General features: G+C 33.5%; 24 protein-coding genes and 1 tRNA gene. 13 read left to right on the top strand and 12 right to left on the bottom strand.

Going from position 1 to position 20,899, the window contains the following annotated elements; all coding sequences use genetic code 11:
- Nucleotides 1-2 precede the first annotated feature (2 nt).
- Nucleotides 3-614 (top strand): protein-tyrosine-phosphatase, encoded by a 612-nt coding sequence (locus ACJJVN_RS12545; protein ID WP_104514201.1) that lies wholly within the window; start codon nucleotides 3-5, stop codon nucleotides 612-614.
- Nucleotides 615-618: 4 nt separating this feature from the next.
- Nucleotides 619-1,650, top strand: coding sequence for an ACR3 family arsenite efflux transporter (gene arsB, locus ACJJVN_RS12550; protein WP_104514202.1), 1,032 nt, complete (start codon nucleotides 619-621; stop codon nucleotides 1,648-1,650).
- Between the two features lie 123 nt (nucleotides 1,651-1,773).
- Here the strand turns inward: arsB and ACJJVN_RS12555 are convergent, their stop codons facing one another.
- Nucleotides 1,774-1,917, bottom strand: coding sequence for a hypothetical protein (locus ACJJVN_RS12555; protein ID WP_405378457.1), 144 nt, complete (start codon nucleotides 1,915-1,917; stop codon nucleotides 1,774-1,776).
- Between the two features lie 223 nt (nucleotides 1,918-2,140).
- Between ACJJVN_RS12555 and ACJJVN_RS12560 the strand changes: the two genes are divergently transcribed.
- Both ACJJVN_RS12560 and ACJJVN_RS12565 read left to right on the top strand, forming a co-directional pair.
- Nucleotides 2,141-2,473 (top strand): DUF6660 family protein, encoded by a 333-nt coding sequence (locus ACJJVN_RS12560; RefSeq protein ID WP_405378459.1) that lies wholly within the window; start codon nucleotides 2,141-2,143, stop codon nucleotides 2,471-2,473.
- 52 nt (nucleotides 2,474-2,525) lie between these two features.
- On the top strand, nucleotides 2,526-4,736 hold the full coding sequence (locus tag ACJJVN_RS12565) for a TonB-dependent receptor (protein WP_405378461.1): 2,211 nt from the start codon (nucleotides 2,526-2,528) through the stop codon (nucleotides 4,734-4,736).
- 69 nt (nucleotides 4,737-4,805) lie between these two features.
- Here ACJJVN_RS12565 and ACJJVN_RS12570 read toward each other — a convergent pair whose 3' ends face one another.
- The 7 genes from ACJJVN_RS12570 to ACJJVN_RS12600 form a co-directional block, all read right to left on the bottom strand.
- Nucleotides 4,806-5,012, bottom strand: coding sequence for a DUF2892 domain-containing protein (locus ACJJVN_RS12570; RefSeq protein ID WP_405370122.1), 207 nt, complete (start codon nucleotides 5,010-5,012; stop codon nucleotides 4,806-4,808).
- Nucleotides 5,013-5,084: 72 nt separating this feature from the next.
- Nucleotides 5,085-5,708, bottom strand: a complete 624-nt coding sequence (locus tag ACJJVN_RS12575) for a Crp/Fnr family transcriptional regulator (protein WP_405378463.1) — start codon at nucleotides 5,706-5,708, stop codon at nucleotides 5,085-5,087.
- A 2-nt stretch (nucleotides 5,709-5,710) separates the two neighbouring features.
- Nucleotides 5,711-6,151 carry a GNAT family N-acetyltransferase gene (locus ACJJVN_RS12580; RefSeq protein ID WP_405378465.1) on the bottom strand — a complete coding sequence of 147 codons (441 nt, stop codon included), beginning with the start codon at nucleotides 6,149-6,151 and terminating at the stop codon, nucleotides 5,711-5,713.
- 2 nt (nucleotides 6,152-6,153) lie between these two features.
- Nucleotides 6,154-6,414: a hypothetical protein gene (locus ACJJVN_RS12585; protein ID WP_405378467.1), complete on the bottom strand. Its 261-nt coding sequence runs from the start codon at nucleotides 6,412-6,414 to the stop codon at nucleotides 6,154-6,156.
- Nucleotides 6,415-6,519: 105 nt separating this feature from the next.
- Nucleotides 6,520-6,801 (bottom strand): acetyltransferase, encoded by a 282-nt coding sequence (locus ACJJVN_RS12590; RefSeq protein WP_104514215.1) that lies wholly within the window; start codon nucleotides 6,799-6,801, stop codon nucleotides 6,520-6,522.
- Between the two features lie 262 nt (nucleotides 6,802-7,063).
- Entirely contained in the window at nucleotides 7,064-7,495 is a 432-nt protein-coding gene (locus tag ACJJVN_RS12595; protein WP_405378469.1) for an RpiB/LacA/LacB family sugar-phosphate isomerase, read from the bottom strand.
- A gap of 672 nt (nucleotides 7,496-8,167) precedes the next feature.
- The gene (locus ACJJVN_RS12600; protein WP_405378471.1) at nucleotides 8,168-8,332 is read right to left on the bottom strand and encodes a hypothetical protein; all 165 of its coding nucleotides are present in this window, start codon (nucleotides 8,330-8,332) and stop codon (nucleotides 8,168-8,170) included.
- A 155-nt stretch (nucleotides 8,333-8,487) separates the two neighbouring features.
- Between ACJJVN_RS12600 and rnr the strand changes: the two genes are divergently transcribed.
- From rnr to ACJJVN_RS12620, 4 genes are all read left to right on the top strand, one after another.
- A complete protein-coding gene (gene rnr / locus ACJJVN_RS12605) occupies nucleotides 8,488-10,686 on the top strand; it encodes a ribonuclease R (protein WP_405378473.1) in 2,199 nt (732 codons plus the stop codon).
- A gap of 90 nt (nucleotides 10,687-10,776) precedes the next feature.
- Nucleotides 10,777-11,241: a DUF6265 family protein gene (locus tag ACJJVN_RS12610; RefSeq protein WP_405378475.1), complete on the top strand. Its 465-nt coding sequence runs from the start codon at nucleotides 10,777-10,779 to the stop codon at nucleotides 11,239-11,241.
- 495 nt (nucleotides 11,242-11,736) lie between these two features.
- Complete coding sequence (locus ACJJVN_RS12615) at nucleotides 11,737-12,417, top strand: head GIN domain-containing protein (RefSeq protein ID WP_104514219.1); 681 nt, start codon at nucleotides 11,737-11,739, stop codon at nucleotides 12,415-12,417.
- A 123-nt stretch (nucleotides 12,418-12,540) separates the two neighbouring features.
- Entirely contained in the window at nucleotides 12,541-13,314 is a 774-nt protein-coding gene (locus ACJJVN_RS12620) for a LysE family translocator (RefSeq protein WP_405370114.1), read from the top strand.
- Between the two features lie 40 nt (nucleotides 13,315-13,354).
- On the opposite strand, the gene ACJJVN_RS12625 is transcribed toward ACJJVN_RS12620, so the two are convergent.
- Together ACJJVN_RS12625 and folB are read right to left on the bottom strand one after the other, a co-directional pair.
- Nucleotides 13,355-13,425, bottom strand: a tRNA-Cys gene (locus tag ACJJVN_RS12625).
- Between the two features lie 75 nt (nucleotides 13,426-13,500).
- Nucleotides 13,501-13,860 carry a dihydroneopterin aldolase gene (gene folB, locus ACJJVN_RS12630; protein ID WP_104514221.1) on the bottom strand — a complete coding sequence of 120 codons (360 nt, stop codon included), beginning with the start codon at nucleotides 13,858-13,860 and terminating at the stop codon, nucleotides 13,501-13,503.
- Between the two features lie 71 nt (nucleotides 13,861-13,931).
- Here folB and ACJJVN_RS12635 point away from each other — a divergent pair, with 71 nt between their 5' ends.
- The 4 genes from ACJJVN_RS12635 to ACJJVN_RS12650 all read left to right on the top strand — a co-directional run bounded on the left by ACJJVN_RS12635 (nucleotide 13,932) and on the right by ACJJVN_RS12650 (nucleotide 16,885).
- Nucleotides 13,932-15,611: a glutamine--tRNA ligase/YqeY domain fusion protein gene (locus ACJJVN_RS12635; RefSeq protein WP_405370113.1), complete on the top strand. Its 1,680-nt coding sequence runs from the start codon at nucleotides 13,932-13,934 to the stop codon at nucleotides 15,609-15,611.
- A 265-nt stretch (nucleotides 15,612-15,876) separates the two neighbouring features.
- Nucleotides 15,877-16,287, top strand: coding sequence for a YtxH domain-containing protein (locus tag ACJJVN_RS12640; RefSeq protein ID WP_104514719.1), 411 nt, complete (start codon nucleotides 15,877-15,879; stop codon nucleotides 16,285-16,287).
- A 9-nt stretch (nucleotides 16,288-16,296) separates the two neighbouring features.
- Nucleotides 16,297-16,683 (top strand): phage holin family protein, encoded by a 387-nt coding sequence (locus ACJJVN_RS12645; RefSeq protein WP_405378477.1) that lies wholly within the window; start codon nucleotides 16,297-16,299, stop codon nucleotides 16,681-16,683.
- Nucleotides 16,667-16,885, top strand: coding sequence for a DUF6327 family protein (locus ACJJVN_RS12650; RefSeq protein WP_104514224.1), 219 nt, complete (start codon nucleotides 16,667-16,669; stop codon nucleotides 16,883-16,885). The genes ACJJVN_RS12645 and ACJJVN_RS12650 overlap by 17 nt, the downstream gene beginning before the upstream one ends.
- Before the next feature lie 97 nt (nucleotides 16,886-16,982).
- Here the strand turns inward: ACJJVN_RS12650 and ACJJVN_RS12655 are convergent, their stop codons facing one another.
- The gene (locus ACJJVN_RS12655; RefSeq protein WP_405370111.1) at nucleotides 16,983-17,990 is read right to left on the bottom strand and encodes an SPFH domain-containing protein; all 1,008 of its coding nucleotides are present in this window, start codon (nucleotides 17,988-17,990) and stop codon (nucleotides 16,983-16,985) included.
- Nucleotides 17,991-18,178: 188 nt separating this feature from the next.
- Here ACJJVN_RS12655 and ACJJVN_RS12660 point away from each other — a divergent pair, with 188 nt between their 5' ends.
- Nucleotides 18,179-18,892, top strand: a complete 714-nt coding sequence (locus tag ACJJVN_RS12660) for a hypothetical protein (RefSeq protein ID WP_405378479.1) — start codon at nucleotides 18,179-18,181, stop codon at nucleotides 18,890-18,892.
- Nucleotides 18,893-18,968: 76 nt separating this feature from the next.
- Here the strand turns inward: ACJJVN_RS12660 and gltX are convergent, their stop codons facing one another.
- Nucleotides 18,969-20,486, bottom strand: coding sequence for a glutamate--tRNA ligase (gltX, locus tag ACJJVN_RS12665; protein WP_405378481.1), 1,518 nt, complete (start codon nucleotides 20,484-20,486; stop codon nucleotides 18,969-18,971).
- Between the last annotated feature and the right edge of the window lie 413 nt (nucleotides 20,487-20,899).

The raw sequence follows: 20,899 nt of genomic DNA on the forward strand, positions 1-20,899 counted from the left end.
TCATGACATTTACTACCATAGAAAATACTATCGATACGTTAGATACGGCAAGTATTGCAGAAGAACGCAAGCAAATTCTTGATAAATTAACCGGATATATACAGCAGAAAGTAGATCAAAAAGAGTCTATTAACCTCAACTTTATCTGTACTCATAATTCTCGTAGAAGTCACCTAGGCCAGATATGGGCACAAACGCTAGCTAACTTTTATAAAATAGAAAACTTGAAAGCCTACTCTGGTGGGACAGAAGCTACTGCAGTTTTCCCTAAAATTGTGGAAACCATGAAAAATCAAGGTTTTCAAATAGAGGTTATTGAAGAAGGAAAAAATCCTTTGTATGCAGTATACTTTGATGAGGATTGCGATCCTGTAATTTGTTTTTCTAAAGTATATGATGATGTCGATAATCCAGAAAGTGATTTTGCAGCGATTATGACTTGCGATAGTGCAAATGAAGGATGTCCTTTTATACCTGGAGCAAATCAACGAGTAGCAGTTACTTATGAAGATCCTAAAAACTCTGACGGTACACCACAACAGGATGAAGTCTATAGATTAAAAAGTCTAGAGATTGCTACAGAATTAAAATATGTATTCTCTCAAATAAAGTAAAGTTATGAGTGCTAAAAAATTAAGCTTTCTTAATCAGTATTTAACGCTTTGGATTTTTCTAGCCATGGCCATAGGAGTAGGTTTAGGATATGCCATTCCTGATATTGCGAGCTCTATAGACTCTATGAGTTCTGGAACAACTAATATTCCTATTGCGATAGGACTCATCTTAATGATGTATCCGCCACTCGCAAAGGCAGACTATAAATTGTTGCCTAAAGTATTTAAGAATACTAAAGTTCTAAGCATCTCTTTATTACTCAACTGGATTATAGGTCCAGTCTTAATGTTTGTACTCGCATTAGTCTTCTTGCATGACTATCCAGAATATATGGTAGGTCTTATTTTAATAGGTTTAGCGCGATGTATAGCGATGGTACTGGTATGGAATGATCTTGCAGACGGTTCTCCAGAGTATGGAGCAGGATTAGTAGCTTTAAACAGCGTTTTTCAAGTATTTGCCTATTCCTTTTATGCCTGGTTGTTTATAACCGTATTGCCACCTTATTTCGGTTTTGATGGTGCGATAGTAGATATTTCAATACCTACCATTGCAGAGAGTGTTGCTATTTACCTAGGTATTCCGTTTCTTATGGGTGTACTAAGCCGTTATTTTTTAGTAAAAGCCAAAGGAAAAGACTGGTATGAAAATGTATATATACCAGCTATTTCACCTATTACCTTAATCGCATTATTGCTTACCATCATTTTAATGTTTTCATTAAAAGGCGAGTTGATTGTTCAAATACCATTTGACGTACTATTAATAGCTGTTCCATTAATGATCTACTTTATAGTCATGTTCTTGATAGGTTTCTTTATTAGTAAATACCGCGGTGCTAGTTATAGTGAAAATGCAGCCATAGCGTTTACCGCAGCAGGTAATAACTTTGAACTTGCTATTGCTGTTTCTATTGCTGTTTTTGGACTCAATTCTGGTCAGGCATTTACTGGTGTGATCGGGCCTCTAGTAGAAGTTCCAGCATTAATATTACTAGTTAGAGTAGCTTTCTGGTTAAAGAAGAAGTATTATTAGAAGCTTTTTAAAATTTAGATAACATATTTTGCGGTGAATAAAAACCTTATTTGCCGCATATTTGCGTTGAATAAATTACTATTTAAAACTGAAAATTTACTTCAAAATAATAGCCTTAGCATCTTACTGCTGCATCTTTTTAATGGGTAGTATGATTCCTGTACCGTTTATTTTATGGTTAATTTTTGTACCATTTAATCCAGATTCAAGCCTAGATTTTACGTTTGCAGTTCTCGGTTCAGTTGGATTTATTAGTTGTTTATTCACTTTTATAAAATTAGGCTGCGCAACAAAAGTCCTATTGGAAATAACAGCATTTTTACTGCTTTTAAGTCCACTAATTTATAAGTTAGATGCTTATCCAGAGATTATGGGTCATTATTTTTTTGTGATTCCAACTCTTAGTTTTATAATATTCTATTTGATTCACTTTATAAGTTTAGGGATAAAGAAGTTTCAGTAATCAAATGACCATCCTTATCTTTACCGCGTGAAATTCATACTATTCCTTTTTTCGTTTTACTTCTTGGGACTCAACATCATGCCATGTAATGATGTAGAAGGCCAGTCTCATGATGAGGTAGAACAAGTTGTAGATACTGGAGGTTTTGATAATCAACAAGATCATGATCATGAAGATGAAGATGATTGCTCACCATTCTGTCAGTGCAATTGCTGCTCTGTACACGTAATAACTTACCTTTTTGAAACGCAGGAATTGACCGATATTCCTGAAATCAATTCACAAATTTCTTCTTATATCAATCCATTTTATGATGGATATGATGGCTCTATTCTACAGCCACCACAATTAAATAGCTAGAATTTATTGGGAGTATTATGCTCCATTTTTTTAGACTATTTAAACTTATTACATGAAAAAACTCATTTTATGCAGTGTGTTGTTGCTGTGTTACGCTTTCGCGAAAGCGCAATCTAAAACAACCTATGATATCAACATAACCGTTGTATCAGAAGAAGATAATGAACCTTTACTAGGGGCAAATGCTATTATCAAAACCCTTAAAAAAGGGGCAATGTCTGACATTAATGGTAAAGGAATTATAAAAGATGTACCGGTTGGTACTTATGAACTTACTGTTTCTTACATAGGACATGAAAGTAAAACGATAACAGCAGTTATACCAGATCAATTAAACTATAATTTTAATCTTCATGAAGTAGAAGGTGAACTGGACGAGATCGTCATACAGTCCACTCGTTCTTCTCGTACTTTTAAACGTACACCTACACGTATAGAATTAATAGGAGGAGAGGAGCTGGTAGAAAAGACCGCTATGAACAGTACAAATATCGCTATGATGTTGCGAGAAAGTACTGGAATACAAATGCAACAGACCTCACAAAGTAGTGCTAACCAGTCTATACGCATTCAAGGTCTAGATGGACGTTATACACAGCTTTTAAAGGATGGTTTCCCGCTTTATGGAGGTTTTGCTGGCGGATTAAGTATTATGCAAATACCGCCGCTAGATATTGCTCAATTTGAAATTATAAAAGGTAGTTCTTCTACTCTTTATGGTGGTGGTGCTATCGCAGGACTAGTTAACATGCAATCCAAGAGACCAGAAGAAGAAAAAGAACTGGATTTAATGCTGGTAGGAACTCAGGCACTAGGTATTACAGGAAATATATTTTATAGCGCTCGTAAAGAAAAATGGGGAGTAACTCTATATGGTAGTGCAAACTCTCAAAAGGAATACGATCCTGATGGAGATAATTTTTCTAATTTACCACAAGCACGTACCGTATCTCTTAATCCCAAAGTTTTTTATTACCCTAGTGATAAAACTACGGTATGGCTAGGTCTTAATGGTACTTATGACCAGCGTAAAGGTGGTAATCTAGATGCTATCAATGATGAAAGCAATGCATATACCGAAGAAAATATTTCTAGAAGATTCAGTACACAAGCAGTTTGGGAAACTAATTTAACAGACCATTCTAGTTTTCAATTTAAAAATAGTGTTGCTTATTTTAATAGAGAACTATTGATACCTAGTATGGACTTTAAAGGAAGTCAGGTGAATACGTTTACAGAGGCTAATTATAAAACTAATACGGATAAAACGGACTGGATTTTTGGTGGTAATTTATACACGTCGGACTTTGATGAAGATGCGGTAATCAATCAAAGAGATCAAAAAGATCTTACTGCCGGATTATTTGTTAATAACGTGACCGATTTAAGTGATAACTGGATACTAGAAACAGGTTTACGCACAGATTTTACTACAGATTGGGGTTCTTTTATTTTACCTAGAGCTTCCCTTTTATTTAAATCTGATGGTAGATTTACCAGTCGTCTAGGTGGTGGTCTAGGATATAAAATTCCAGATATTTTTACGGAAGATGCTGAGCGATTAAATTTTCAAAACGTACTAGCGATCGATAAAAATGAACTGGTGGCTGAGACTTCTTATGGGATGAATCTAGATTTTGACTATGGATTTGCTATTACAGATCAGATTAATTTTTCAATAAATCAACTGTTTTATTTAACGGCTATTGATAATGGTTTACTACTTAATTCTAGCGCAACTAGTCCAGGTAGTTTTGAGTATAGTAATGCTAGTGATCTAACTTTAAGTCGCGGTGCAGAAACTAATATAAAGTTTACCTACAAAGACTTTAAATGGTTCTTAAACTATGCCTTAATCGATACACAACTTAATTACTTAGATGGAAATCCTGAAAAACCATTAACTGCAAAACATAATGCTGGTAGTGTTATTATGTATGAAAATGAAAAATGGCGCATAGGTTATGAAACCTATTATACAGGAAAGCAACTACTATTTGATGGGACAGAATCTAGAGATTATTTATTAATGGGGCTACTGGTTATGAAAAACTTTGACTGGGGAAATCTATACATGAATTTTGAAAACCTGACAGATAGAAGACAAAGTCGTTATTCACCTACGGTAACTATAGATGCTGGTGGTGCACCTACTTTTAATGAAATCTATGCTCCAACAGATGGATTTATATTTAGTGCTGGTGTGATATGGAAACCATTCGGTAATAAAAGTCACCACGGTCATGGACATCATGATGATTAAGTGATTTCTAAAAATAAAAAGCTCGTTTTGATAAAATTATCAAAACGAGCTTTTTTATATGTAATAAGATTACTTTTTAATAGGACAGCTATTAATGCCTAAAACAGCGTATAATGGACAAAAGTTCATAAAACTAGTGGCTAATAAAACTCCACCTACTATTAATAAAATAACGCCTAATGTACCTGTAACAACATTAGTAAAAAATAAAACAGATACTACTACTGCAAATAATATTCTGATTATTCTATCGATGGTTCCTAGATTTTTTTTCATGACTTATACCTTTTTAAATTGAGGTACAATAGTAGTCTAGTAGCTCGTTATAAAAAGTGACTAAAGTCACAACTATAAAATTTTAATAGATTGATGTGATAGAACAAGCTTATTCTCGTTCTCTAACTTCTTTAAAATACGGCTTATTACTTCTCTAGAAGTTGCTAGATCGTCGGCTAGTGCTTGATGAGATATCTTTATAATATTTGTATTAGATAGAGTTGCTTTATCATGCAGTAGACTTAAAACACGCTGATCCATTTTATGAAATACCATGTTTTCTATGGTATGCAATAAGTCTGCATAGCGCATTTCATATTGTAAATTAAAAAGGACATTCAACTCTGGATATTGCTCTAGCCATTTTTTAAGTCTTTGCGCTGGTAATAGAAGAATTTCAGTCTCTTCTAGAGTCTGTGCATAAATCTCACTAGTACCGTTCTTAATTCCTGCAGCAAATGACATTACACAACTCTCACTAGATTTAATGTGATAGAGTAACAGTTCTTTATCTTCATGCGTTGTATACACACGCAATAGACCATTTAAAACAACTGGAATTACTTTTACATACTGACCCTTGCGCAGTATTTCTTGTTGTGTAGGTACAGTAATAATTTCACATTCTTTGTTTAATAAGTCTATTAGAGTCTTATTAAAAAATGGAAATTGTGAACTAATATTAGTTTGTGACATTATTAAAAATCTAAAACCATACCCTGATGAGGTATACCATCTTCTAGATACTTTTCACCTATAGTGGTAAAACCTAAATCGGTATAAAACTTATGTAAATAACATTGTGCAGATATTTGAATAGAAGGATAACCTTGATCTTTACAGTAATCTATACTGGCAGTCATAATTTTCTGACCATAAGCAAGACCACGCATTTTAGGACTTACTACTACACGACCTATACTCGCTTTTTCAAAATAATCACCAGGTTTAAAGATGCGTGTATATGCAGCAAGTTCTTGATCTTTATACCCTAAAATATGCATGGCTTCTTTATCCTTACCATCTAGATCTTGATAGACACAATCTTGTTCTACCACAAACACTTCAGACCGTAATTGCATGACGTTATATAGTTCTAGGGTAGAATAATCATTAAATGATTTTATAAAAACCTCCATATTTAAAATTGTTTAGGAACATTTTTAGGTTGTGGTGGTTTAATACCTATTCTTATATCTGTGATAATTTTTTCTAGCATGTTACCGAATTCTTCATCACCAGCGGCCATTAATTCTTGACGTCTTGTATCTAGGTCTTCTAGAGTTTCTTCTTTTTCATCTTCTTCATATAACTCTAGCTCACGCCATATTTCCATAAGTTTTTTCTCTGGATGCACCGCAGTTCTTAACTGGTGGATAATAATACTTGCTTCTTTTTTCATGAATTCCACACAGGTGAGAATCATTAAGAAACCTGCACCTAATTTAAATTTATTGTCTATTTACTACCGCAGTAGAAAAATATTGATCTTTTTACTACATCAAATTTACAATGATTTCTTCTCTCGATATGCTAATGAAATCCTATTATGTTCCATTAATAATTGCTCATCTTTTAAATAGCTTTTTAATAAATGAATGACATAATCCAGTTGGTCTTCTGTTATATTTCTATAGGCAGGAGCTGGTACCACATCTTTCCATCTTGCAAACAAAGTATTATCTAACGCAATGCGCCAGTAACAATGATTATCAAAATCTAGGTGTAAATGTTTATTAGGTAATTGATTACCTAAATCCAGATACTGTTGTCTTTTATTAAGATTCATTATAAAAAATGTAAACAAATATGAGTATAAATGTGAATGTTAACGATAGAATATAAAAGATAAAACTAAAAAAATATCTTTTTCTTTTACTCCTCAAATTTATAAATACATGACTAAATAATAAATATCTAACGATTAGATAAATCAGTACACTAGGTAAAATAAAAATTGAGAATAAAAGGATAAAATAATCTTGTAAAGAACCACCAGATAATAGCATCATATAGAACCTTTTATATGTTCCGCTTTCGCGAAAGCGTACTTATGAACAAGCTATCTTGTTAACACGAGTAGCATGACGTCCACCAGCAAATTCTGTATCTAGAAAAGTCTCTACCATAGCAATTACTTGTGGTATAGAAGTGAAACGTGCTGGAATACAAATAACATTTGCATTATTATGCTCACGTGCTAGTCCAGCTATTTCCTTAGTCCAGCATACTGCACCACGTACATTCTGGTACTTATTAACAGTCATAGAGACACCTTGTGCACTACCGCAAATAACTATTCCTATTTCTGTAACGGCCTTATCAACATCCTGACCTACTTTGTGAGCAAAATCTGGGTAATCTACGCTATCAAAGGTATCAGTACCGTGATTATTAATTTCATGACCTCTTTCTTTAAGCATTTTTACTACTGCTTGTTTATAATCTGGTCCTGCGTGATCGTTTCCTATTGAGATTTTCATGTGTTGTGTGTTTGTTATACAAATTTACACTTACTCAACCGTATTTTAGGGTTATTAACATCGATGGTTTTACACTATTCATAAACAAAGGATAACCTGTTAATAGAATTGCAAAAGTTATATTAGGAATATTGATTTGAATAGTCCATACCCACTTTTAATTGAGAAAACCAAAATATAACTCATCAATTTTCTAATGACTTTTCAGACCCATATGGTGAGAAATAAACAATGAAAAAGAGGTCATTTTCTCTACATTTATATGTGGATAACGGTTGTCAACAAATGTGAATAACCATAACCATTAATGAGTATCAATTTACTTTACAATGAGTTAACGCTAGGATAACATGTGTATAACTGTAGATAAGTTACCATTTCTACCTAATCCTAATTTTTATTTAAAAAGTTATACCGCTATTAACACTATATAATAAGCAACATATTTTATTTAAATTTTAAAAAAGAAAAATGATATTGTTTATATGTGTTGATAACAGTAAATATTAAAAAACAAAGAAGGAGTTATACAAGCTCATGGTATTCTCAATTAAAATAAAATAGGGCATCGTTTAAAAAACGAAAACAGAGTAATTGTTCTCTATTAAAAATAGAAAAGTGTAATTTTTAAAAAGGAATAAGGTAAAACGAGTGGTTTATTACAGTAGGTAGTTAAACGGTAGCCTCTACTTTAATAGTCTTAGTATGGTTACCATCATTAGTAACATCTGTAGTAGTGTCTAGCGCTTTAGAAACTAAAATGTATAGTACCACTATCCCGACAAGAAGAATTCCTGCAAAAATCAATGTAGATAAGAGTGGTTTTTTTACACGCATATGACAGCTTTAACGATTTCTATGAAGAAATAGTTGTACAAAGATAACTTTATTTCTTAATTTAATGTTAATGAATGTTATCTAGAGGGTTATATTACTGGTTTTCACACGTATTTAATATACAGCAACTTTAAAAGTTTAACTTTGTAAGTAATATGAATAAAAAGAAAAAAAGAAGCTCAAAGACTAAGTTTCAGAATTTGAGTCAGTCGGTACTCAGTGCTATTAAGCAAGATCCGAATAAAAGTTACAATTACAAGCAAATTTGTGCACACCTAGGAATATCAGATTCTAGTGGCCGCAATCAGGTTATAAAAAAATTACACCAACTCAAATCTAAAGGAAAGATAGAAGAGATAGACCGTGGTAAATTTAAAATTATCAAGGCTATCGACTATTACACTGGTAGAATAGATGTAAGTACACGTGGTACCGGTTATGTAATTACCGAAGAACTAGAAGAAGATATCATGATACCTAAAAGATCACTAGGCCAGGCGCTTAATGGTGATGAGGTAGAAGTGTATGTTTATAATAGAAAACGAGGCTCACAGCCAGAAGGTGAGATAACTAAGGTTATTAAACGTAAGAAAACTGAATTTGTAGGTGAGATACAGGTGCATGAAAAATTTGCTTTTGTAAACGTTACAGATCCTAAGATTCAAACAGATTTCTTTATTCCAGGTCGAGAGATTAATGGAGCAAAAGATGGACAGGTCGTTCTAGTAGAATTTGTAGAATGGAATGATAAACAAGATTCTCCTAACGGTAGAGTTAAGGATATTCTAGGAGAACCTGGAGAACATGATACAGAAATACATGCCATTCTTGCTCAATACGGTCTTCCTTATGAATTCCCTGCAGAGGTGGAGGAATACACAGAAAAACTGGATAAATCTATATCTTCTCAAGAAATAGAAAAGCGTCGTGACATGCGTGACACGCTTACTTATACCATAGATCCTGCAGACGCAAAGGATTTTGATGATGCATTATCATTTAAGGTTCTAGAAAATGGTAATTATGAAGTAGGTATTCACATTGCAGACGTTTCTCATTATGTAAAAGAAGGAACTGTTCTTGATGACGAGGCTTATGAACGTGCGACGTCTGTATATCTTGTAGATAGAGTAGTGCCTATGTTACCTGAAGTACTTTCTAATGGTGTGTGTTCTTTAAATCCACATGAAGATAAATTGTGTTTTTCTGCCGTTTTTGAAATGGATAATTCTAGTAAGATTCATGACGAGTGGTTCGGTCGTACAGTAATACACTCTGACCAGCGATTTGCTTATGAAGAAGCACAACATATCATAGAAACTAGAAATGGAGTGATTCCTGGTGATATCTCGCTTTCGCGAAAGCAAACAACCATACAGCCTGCAATAGTAGAAGCTACTTTAAAGTTAGATGAACTAGCTAAGATCATGCGTGGACAGCGTATGGAAGATGGAGCTTTAAGTTTTGATAAAACAGAGGTGAAATTTAATCTTAATGATAAGTCAGAACCTGTAGGAGTTTATTTTAAAACATCTAAGGATGCTAATAAACTTATAGAAGAATTCATGTTACTGGCTAATAGAAAGGTGGCTGGTTTTATAGGTAAACAACAACCTAAAAAGACATTTATTTACCGTATTCATGATGAGCCTAATGATGAGAAATTAGGAGCACTTAAGAATATAGTTGTAAAATTTGGCCATACTCTAGATTTAAGAGATCGTAAAACGGTTACTAAGTCGCTTAATAAGTTATTAAGTGATGTAAAAGGAAATAAAGAGCAAAATATGGTAGACACGCTTGCGATAAGAACCATGTCTAAGGCTGTTTACTCTACAAATAACATAGGTCATTATGGTCTATCGTTTGATTATTATTCTCATTTTACTAGCCCTATACGTCGTTATCCTGATGTTATGGTGCATAGATTATTACAGCATTACCTAGATGGTGGTAAAACAGTAAGTGAAGAATTATATGAAGAAAAGTCAGAACACTCTTCAGAAATGGAAATTCTAGCCTCTAAGGCAGAGCGTGATTCTATTAAATACATGCAAGTTAAATTTATGAAAGATCACTCTGACGAAGAGTTCTTAGGTGTGATTTCTGGGGTTACTGATTGGGGTATTTATGTAGAAATCATTTCTAACAAGTGTGAAGGAATGATAAGACTAGGAGACCTAGATGACGATAGTTATGAATATGTAGAAGAAGAGTTTGCTGTTGTAGGTCGCAAGACTAAGAACACTTATACGCTAGGTGACGAGGTTTATGTAAAAGTAAAAAATGCAGACCTTGTTAAGAAACATCTAGATTTCTGGATGATAGGTAGTAGAGAAGCAGTAGAAAAATAAACTATTCTATTTTAAATTATAAACGATCCATTTTTTATAAAATGGATCGTTTTTTTATACCTTAAATTCAAATTATAAATAGGTCCGATCATGAAAAGTATTTTATTAATAGTTGTAGCATTATTATTTCTGTCTTGTAAAAATGAGACTGGGGATACCACAAATTTTTCATGGTTATCAGGATCATGGAGTAGAGTAGAAGAAGCAGGAGAGAATAAAACATATGAAAAATGGATACCAACTATTAATGGTAATTACAACGGACATGGTTTTACTCTTCATAAAAAAGATACGGTATTTGAAGAATTTTTATCCATAAAACCTTTAAGTAAATTATCTAAAGGAAAAGAATCTTCATGGGTTCTAATAGTTACTGGAGTTAATGAAGAACCTACTATTTTTAATATTGAAGACACTACTGTAAATAGCTTTACAGCGGTTAACTTAGAGAATGAATTTCCTACACATATTAGGTATTCTTATAAAAATGATACACTTAAAGCGCTAGTTTCTAATGATAGTTTACATATTGATTTCAAATTTATAAAGCAATAAAATGCTCTTTTTATGTAATACAACGTATTTATTATACATATTATCTATAATTAGAATTATAAAATATTCATTTTTAATTTATTAATGGTATAGCTAGATATTTGTACTGTAATTAGAGCGTGAGAAACTTTAATTCAATTTTTCATAATAGTTTCATTTTTATAAAGCTTCTCAATTGTAAGGTTTTTGAGAAGTAAATTGAAACATTAGTATAGTTTTTTGGTTGGTTAGTAGGGAATCCTAAGTTGTCGTCTTTGATACTTAGGATTTCTTCGTTTAAGATGTTTTCTTAACGTATCATTATATGCTGTTATCCTACTTTGGCACACGATTTGAATAATATATAGAGAAGGTTATTAGTAGTAATTTTCATAAAGTTTTTTGGTTGGTTAGTAAAAGACGATGTTTAGCAATAAGCATCGTTTTTTCATGTTTAACCTATCGTGGACTGTAACATCACCTAATAAATAAAGTCTTTATAAAAATACTCTTATCATGAATCGATTATTATCTATAGTAACTATACTTTTTTGTGCCTTTTCTATAGCACAAAACCCAATTGAAATGACCATCTCAGATTTTGATACCATTAAAGTTTTTGATCTAGTCACAGTTAATCTGGTAAAATCATCAGAAAATAAGATCATCATTTCTGGAAAAGATGCAGATGACGTCGAGTACGTTCAAAAAAATGGATTATTAAAAGTCCGTATGCGCTCAGAGAAGACTTTTGACGGTACAAAAACGTTTGTACATGTATACTACAAAGAATTAGATATAATCGACGCAAATGAAGGCGCTAGAGTTTTATCTAATGAATTAATTGAACAGGACAGATTAGAAATAAAAGTACAAGAAGGTGCTATGGTAACAGCAGGATTAACTGTTAAGAATCTTGATGTAAGAGCGGTTACTGGCGGTATTGTAAGATTAAGCGGTCAGGTAGAAGATCAAATTCTAGTTGTTAACACCGGTGGAAAAGTAGAAAACGAAAAACTTAAATCTGATTATTCTAAAGTAAAAGTACAGGCCGGTGGTGAAGTAGAGATCTTTGCAACACAATCTGTGGATATAAATGTTAGAGCTGGTGGTGATGTTGTGGTTTATGGTAACCCTAAAGATGTGAAGAAAAAAACTCTATTCGGTGGTAGAATTAAGATCGTTGATAATGATTAATTAAAATTATTAAAAGCGTTCTAAGGCTTCAATATAATTCCTAAAGCATATAAATAACATTTCAAGTTCTGTATTTGAAATCCCTATGTGTTTTCCTACCTTTGAGGTTCAACACAATTCTGAATGCTTGACGATATATTAAAGGCCATTCCATTAGGCCTTGTTATGGCTTTTCTTATAGGACCTGTTTTCTTTGCTCTACTTGAAACTAGTGCTATAAAAGGATTTAGGGCGGCTATTGCATTAGATGCAGGTGTTCTCATTGCAGATATTATTTTTCTACTAGCGGCATATTTTATGACTTCTAGTATTCTTGAAAAATTAAAAGATGACCCAGGACTATTCATATTTGGCGGTAGTATACTCTGTATTTATGGTATTGTATCCTTTGTTAAGACCGATAAATCCTATTTAAAAGAAGTTGATACTAAGGTTCTCATAGTTCAAAAGAAAAATTACATCGCTTTATTTATAAAGGGTTTTCTACTCAATTTTATAAACATAGGTGTACTAGGTTTTTGGTTAGGATTGATCGTAGTTTTTAGTCCGCAATTAGAAAATGATGGAGAGCGTATAACTATATTTTTCTCTACCGTTTTACTTACTTATTTTGTTGTTGATATAGGTAAAATCATACTTGCTAAGAGTTTAAACCGTTATTTAACTCCTTCTAGAATATTCTGGTTAAAGCGTTTAATCGCCGTAATTATGTTTATAAGTGGAGCGGTTTTAATTTTTAAAGGTGTTTTTCCTAGTGCCACAGAAAATATTGAGAATCAATTTCACATCTTACCAGAACAAGTAGAGCCTATAGATCCAGATCTAGAAGGTATGGAAGAGTTCAATGAAAAGGTAATGCCTGTAATAGACGCAGACAAAGATTATCCACAGCCTTAAAACTTAAAAATCCCCAATCAGTGAAGATTGAGGATTTAAGAGGTACCAAGCGGATTCGAACCGCTGTACTAGGTTTTGCAGACCCATGCCTAGCCGCTCGGCCATGGTACCATAATGGATGGCAAAAATAACAATAATTTGCTCTATTCCTACTTTATTAAATCTAAAATTGATAAAATTGAAAAGTTATTTTCTCTCTTCACTCATTATAATTACTACACTTTGCACATCACCACCTATAGGTGGATTTATCTTAGCTACCTTAACTTCAGCATTTTGAACTAGAGATTCTTCTTTAAAAATGCGAGTAAGAATGCGCTGTGCAACATGCTCTAAAAGTTCTGACCTTATAGCCATTTCTTCTACTATTATTTTATTCAGTGATACATAATCTACTGTATCTGCCAGTAAATCTGACTGTGCACTCTTAGAAAGGTTTGCTGTTATTTCTAAATCTACACGATATTCACTACCTATTAAGTCCTCTTCATGTAGGCAACCATGGTTGGTATATACCCTTACGTTTTCTAGTTGTATTTTATGCATAGAACAAAGATAGGCCGTACAGTGTTAGGAGTAAAATAAACTGTAAATTTGTGTTAGTAAAAGAGAATATCATGAGCGAAGAGAAAAAGCCTAATAATTTTATAGAAGATATCATAGAAGACGATTTAAACAATGGTCTCTCTAATGATAAATTACGTTTCCGTTTTCCACCAGAACCTAATGGTTACCTGCACATAGGTCACGCCAGTGCTATATGTTTAAACTTTGGTTTAGGAGAAAAGTTTAATAAACCAGTAAATCTACGTTTTGATGATACTAATCCTGCAAAGGAAGAAGCAAAATACGTAGATGCTATAAAGAAAGATGTAGAATGGCTGGGTTATAAATGGGATAACCTTTGTTTTGCATCAGATTATTTTCAAGAACTTTATGACTGGGCAATTCAACTTATTAAAGAAGGAAAAGCCTATGTAGATTCACAATCTAGTGAAGAAATGGCTGCTCAAAAAGGAACTCCTACAGAACCTGGAGTAGATGGACCTTACCGCAATAGATCGGTAGAAGAGAATTTGACTCTTTTTGAAGGAATGAAAAATGGAGATTTCGGTGAAGGTGAACATATCCTACGTGCCAAAATCGATATGAAATCCAACAACATGCTCATGCGTGATCCTATCATGTACCGTGTAGTAAATCGCGATCATCATAGAACCGGTGATACATGGAAAATCTATCCTATGTACGACTGGACTCATGGAGAAAGTGATTACATGGAACAAATTTCTCACTCTTTTTGTACACTAGAATTTAAACCTCATAGAGAGCTTTATAATTGGTTCTTAGATCAAATAGTAGATACTGATAAAGTACGCCCTAAACAACGTGAATTTGCACGTAGAAACATTTCTCATACTGTTACTAGTAAACGTAAATTGCAAAAACTAGTAGAACAAAATATTGTTACAGGCTGGGATGACCCACGCATGACTACTATTTCTGGTTTAAGACGTCGTGGTTATACCGCTGCATCTATTAAGAATTTTGCTGAGTCTATAGGAATAGGTAAACGTGATAATCTGGTAGACATGAATCACCTAGAATTTCACTTGCGAGATGATCTTAATAAAGTCGCAGACCGTGTGATGTGTGTTCTAGATCCTATTAAAGTTGTTATTACTAACTATCCAGAAGATCAAGTAGAAATGCTTCAGGCAGAAAATAGTCAGGAAGATGAGTCTAGAGGTTTTAGAGAAGTTCCTTTTTCTAGAGAGATCTTCATAGAACGTGAAGATTACAGAGAAGAAGCTAACAAGAAATTTTTCCGTTTAAAGAATGGTAAAGAAGTACGTCTTAAAAATGCATACATCATAAAAGGTGAAGGTTGTATCAAAGATGAAGACGGTAATATTACAGAGATTCATGCTACTTACGATCCAGATTCTAGGAGTGGAAGCGGTACAGAAGCAAGTATGCGCAAGATAAAAGGAACATTACACTGGGTAAGTGCTGCACAAGCCCTACCAGTAGAGGTGAGACTGTATGACCGCCTATTTACCGTACCATCTCCAGACACAGATAAAGAAAAGGACTTCATGGAATTTGTTAATCCAGATTCTCTAGAGGTGATCACTGCTATGGCAGAGCCTGCAATGAAAAACCTTTCTATAGGAGAAACAGTGCAGTTTCAGCGTATGGGGTACTTTTGCGTAGATCCTGACACCACAGATGATAAAATGGTCTTTAACCGTACCGTTACATTGCGTGATACATGGGCTAAGTTAGATGCTTAGATAGCGTAGGATAGAGGTTCCGCTTTCGCGAAAGCGAGATCACTTTAAACCTATTTACATTACATATATAGAATAATTTAAAGCCCACTTAATCGTGGGCTTTTTTGATAATTGATAATAAGTATCTACTATTTTAACTAATTTTAATATTAAATATAAGTTTTTAGCATGTTTTTAATAGTAATTCGTGTAAGCTTAACTCACTATTAACTACACTAAAATGTGTTTAGATTTACCTTTGTTAGTGAACAAAAAAAGAAAAAAAATGTCTAAATCAACTAATACCTTAATCGCTTTAATAGCAGGTGCTGCAATAGGTGCTGCTGCAGGAATGTTATATGCTCCAGATAGTGGAGAGAAAACAAGAAAAAAATTAAAGAAACAAGCAAAAAAAGCTCAAAAAGATATCGATGCGCAGGCTCGTAAAACGTACGCTCAAGTATCAGAAAAAGCATCTCAAATCTCTTCTACAGTAAACTCTAGAGCTACTGAATTGAGAGGTACTGTAGGTGATAGAATTGAAACAGCTCTTTCTAGTGCAAGCTATAAAGCAGACGATGCGATTGTTGCTCTAGAAGAAAAACTAGAACAATTACGTATGAAAAATTCTCAATTACAGAAACCTAATTCTGTAAAAGAAGGTATCAAAACAGCATCAGCTAAAGTTAATATATAAACTTAGGATTTGGGAAAACAACTAACCGACAATTTTAGAGAATTTACTACGGCGACTCAAGATTACATCGAGTCGTCGATAAGTTATCACAAACTAGACCTTTTTAAGAAGGTTATGAAGGGTGTGGTATCTAGTAGTTACCAGATTATTTTAGGTTTTTTCTTCCTTATAGCGCTTATTTTTTTAAGTGTAGCCATGGCTATTTATCTAGGAAATGTTTTAGATAACATTGCATTAGGATATCTTATAATGGGTGTATTTTATATACTTTTAATGATTGTATTATCCTTATTTCTTAAAAAAACTCTTGAAAAAATATTGGTTAAAAAAGCTAGTGCTCAATTTTTCAACGATAATGAGGATATTAAAATAGAACAACATGAGGGTTTACAATAATTTTGATGAAATAGATCGTGATTTAAGGTATCTTAAATTACAGCAACAAATACATCAAGAGACGATGAAGTTAGAGTTAAATGAAGTAAAAGAGAGTTTCTCTGCCGTTTCTATTTTAACAAGTGTAGTCAGTTCCATCGCAAAGAAAGCTGTGGTCCTGAAGGTTGTAAATAAACTAGTAGGTCTTAAAGGGAAGAAATAATATTTTGTGGTAAAGTGAATTGTTTAAAAAAGCAATGATATAAAAAAAACGCTATCAGTAATGATAGCGTTTTTGTGTTTATAAAAATGGACGTAAATTATTCTATCCATCCATCTTCTAGACCATCATCATCATAGCCACTTTCTTTATCTCTTTGCGATCTAGAAGACTGTTTTACCTTTTCTTCTTTATTAGCATTAGTCTTCTTCATTTGCTCACCTATTTGTGCACTTGCTGTAAAACTAGCGATCATGTTATTTAACATGTCACTACCAGCTTGTGGTGAATTAGGTAGTAAGATCAGGTTAGACTGTGTTGCCTCACCTATAGACTGTAATGTATCATAGTGTTGTGTAACAACAATAAGAGCACTTGCCTCTTGAGAATTGATACCTACATTATTAAGTACATCTACACTTTCTTCTAATCCACGAGCTATTTCACGTCTCTGGTCTGCGATACCTTGACCTTGTAAACGCTTAGATTCAGCCTCTGCACGTGCTTTTGCAACTATCTTGATACGGTCAGCCTCTGCTTCATACTCAGCAGCTGTTTTCTCACGCTCTGCAGCGTTAATTCTGTTCATGGCTGCCTTTACCTGTATATCTGGATCTATGTCCGTTACAAGCGTTTTAATGATGTCATATCCATAATCCATCATTGCTTCGTTCAATTCACGTTTTACTGCGATTGCGATATCATCCTTCTTTTCAAAAACGTAGTCCAGTTTCATTTTAGGAACTTCGGCACGTACTACATCAAATACATAAGCGGTAATCTGATCATGAGGATTTTGAAGTCTGTAGTAAGCATCATATACTTTTTCTCTTCTTACTTGAAACTGTACAGATATTTTGAGACGCACAAATACATCATCTTTTGTTTTAGTCTCTACGATTACATCTAGCTGTTGAATCTTTAAATTGATTCTTCCAGCTATCTTATCAATGATAGGTACTTTAAGCTGTAATCCTGACTGTCGCATACTGGTAAATTTACCAAAACGCTCTACTACTGCAGCAGTTTGTTGTTTTACAGTAAAAAAGGTACCTAATAGAACTACCACTGCTAGTAGGCCTAATATGGCATAAATAATTAAATCCATGATTTTTGTTTTTTAATGGTTAGTATTAAATAGATATTTATAAAAGTAAACTAGTTTATCGTTAAAGTGGCAGTAAGGTTACATTTTAATGCCATATTATGAGCTTACTATAGATTAGTAGTATGTTTGTGTACTTTGTTACAACCTCTATGAAAAATTCCTTTTTACTATTTCTCATTGTTTTGGCTATGAATAAAGCTTTAGCACAAGATCAATTTGATAATTTCTCTACGTTAGATCACTCTATTTTTGAGGTAAATGAGTCTGTAAATGACGATGTGTTTATAGTAGAAGAATTAACTATCAATGCACCTGCAACTCGTAAATATTCCTATAATAATCGCATAGGACTAGGTGGTGATGCTACTTTTTTTAATATAGATACTGATGCTGTTGAGGTAACACAAGGAACAGGATGGTCTGCCTCTCTAGAAACACGTGGTGATTTTAGAGATGATTTTGATATGATTTATTCTATCGGTATCTTCAATCATAATTTTTCTGTAAATGAAAATATTACCAATGATCAAATAGACATGAGCGTGATAGGAGCAGAGGTTAAGTTTTTACTGGCTTGGAAAATAGCACAAAGTGATTTCTTTTCTATAGAAGCTGGGCCTGCGTTACAGCTCAATGGAGAACTAAAAATAGATGATGAAGATCGTTATGAAAACTCTTTTACTGGTGGTGTAGTAAATCCTGTAATTTTAAAAGATTTTCAAGAAACATCTCCTATAAATGTTAATGGAATTATAGGTTTTTCAGGTGGTGCGAGAAATTTTAGGGTAACTGCTCATTATCACTATTCATTTATTGATGCACTAGCTGGTACTACTGTTGCTGGTGATAATATAGATGGTAACTTCAGTTTTATAAGTGTAGGAGCTAGGCTATATTTCTAGTCTATAATTATCATAAAGTAAAAGCCTGCTAAAATATTTTTAGCAGGCTTTTTTTTAGTATTACAAAGAGATTTTATTATCCCAATTTCTCCATTGCAGTTTCTATGCGATTTACTGTTTCTGTTTTACCTATCATAGAGGCTATTTCAAAAACATCTGGTCCCATAAGACTTCCTACTAGAGCTAGTCTTAATGGCATCATTACTTTACCAAATCCCATTTCTTGAGCCGTAATCCAGCCTTTAATAGCAGTGCTTAATCCAGCGGCGCTATCATCTTCTGTATCATTTATAATTTGAACTACTTGAGACATGATCTCGTTAGTATCTTCCTTCCATGCTTTCTTTGCATTTTTCTCGTCATAGCTAGAAGGTGCTGTAAAGAAGAAGCCTGCTAGTTCAAAAAGATCTTCTGTAAAAACAGCGCGTTCTTTGACCATGCCTGCTACCATGCTTACATAATCTTCAGAACCGTAAGAGATATTTTGTTCTTGTAACGCTTTCGCAAAAGCGGAACCTATAACAGCATCATCCTGTTGCACATACCACTGTTGTTGAAACCATTTTGCTTTTTCTGGATCATATTTTGCACCAGAGCTATTTACTTTTTCAAGGCTAAATGCAGCGATCAGTTCTTCTAAGTTAAAGATTTCTTGCTCCGTTCCTGGATTCCATCCTAAGAAAGCAAGTATATTAACCATAGCTTCTGGTAAGAAACCATCTTCTCTAAAACCGGTAGAAAGCTCTCCAGATTTAGGATCTTTCCATTCTAGCGGGAATACAGAAAAGCCCATTTTATCTCCATCACGCTTGCTTAATTTTCCTTTACCAGTAGGTTTAAGAATAAGAGGTAAATGTGCAAATTTAGGACGTTTCCAACCAAAGCTTTCATACAACAACACGTGTAACGCCATACTAGGTAACCATTCTTCACCACGTATAACATGAGAGATTTCCATAGTATGGTCATCTACCACATTTGCCAGGTGATAGGTAGGCATACCATCACTTTTAAAAAGTACTTTATCATCTAATAGACTTGTATCGATTTCTATTCCTTTACGGATTTCGTCGTACATGTTTAAAGTCTTCAATTCTGGTTTAAAACGTACGGTGTAAGCGTCTCCACGGTCTAGTCTTTCCTTTACTTCGTCTGCACTTAGAGTAAGTGAATTGGTAAAGTTTAATCTATTGTTGTGGTTGTATATAAATGTCTTTTTATCAGCCTCGGCAGTTGTTCTTGCTTGGGTTAATTCTTCAGCAGTATCAAATGCATAATATGCAGCTCCTTTTTCTATCAATTCTTCAGCATAGGCGCGGTACATTTCTTTGCGCTCGCTTTGACGATATGGGCCACAATTTCCTTCTTTTTCTGGTCCTTCATCATAAGGAATCTTGCACCAGTTTAATGCTTCTATTATATAATCTTCTGCACCTTCCACATATCTGTTCTGGTCAGTATCTTCTATACGTAGTATAAAAGTTCCATTATGTTTCTTTGCAAATAGATAGTTGAAAAGCGCTGTTCTCACACCACCTATATGAAGTGGCCCTGTAGGACTAGGAGCAAATCTTACACGTACATCTGTACTCATTTCTTAGCATTTTTAAATGTGGCGGCAAAGATAGTAAGATGATTTCACTTCTATCCCTATGATTTCTTAACAGTATTAGATTTGGATTTCTTTTTTAAACCAATATTTTTAAAAAGTTTTATTGCGTTTTTTAAGAAATATTATCACCTGTAGAATACCTAGGTTTATTAACAAAATTCGTAGTATTGTTAATAATAAGATTATCTTATAGTTTTTAAGATTTTAATCAAATAACTCTTAAAAATCGGTTGATTTTAATAGCTATTTACAGGCCTTTCTAGATTTTTTAAGGCTAGGATATATTGATAATTTAAACGTCGCTGTAATCCGTTATATTTACGGTAAGCACATGATACTATACAAAATGACAAATTTTGAGATAATAGAGCTCAAGCTCACGCGGTTTATAAGTA

Origin of the sequence: Nonlabens sp. Asnod3-A02, assembly GCF_045063755.1 — a bacterium.
Lineage (GTDB): Bacteria > Bacteroidota > Bacteroidia > Flavobacteriales > Flavobacteriaceae > Nonlabens > Nonlabens xylanidelens.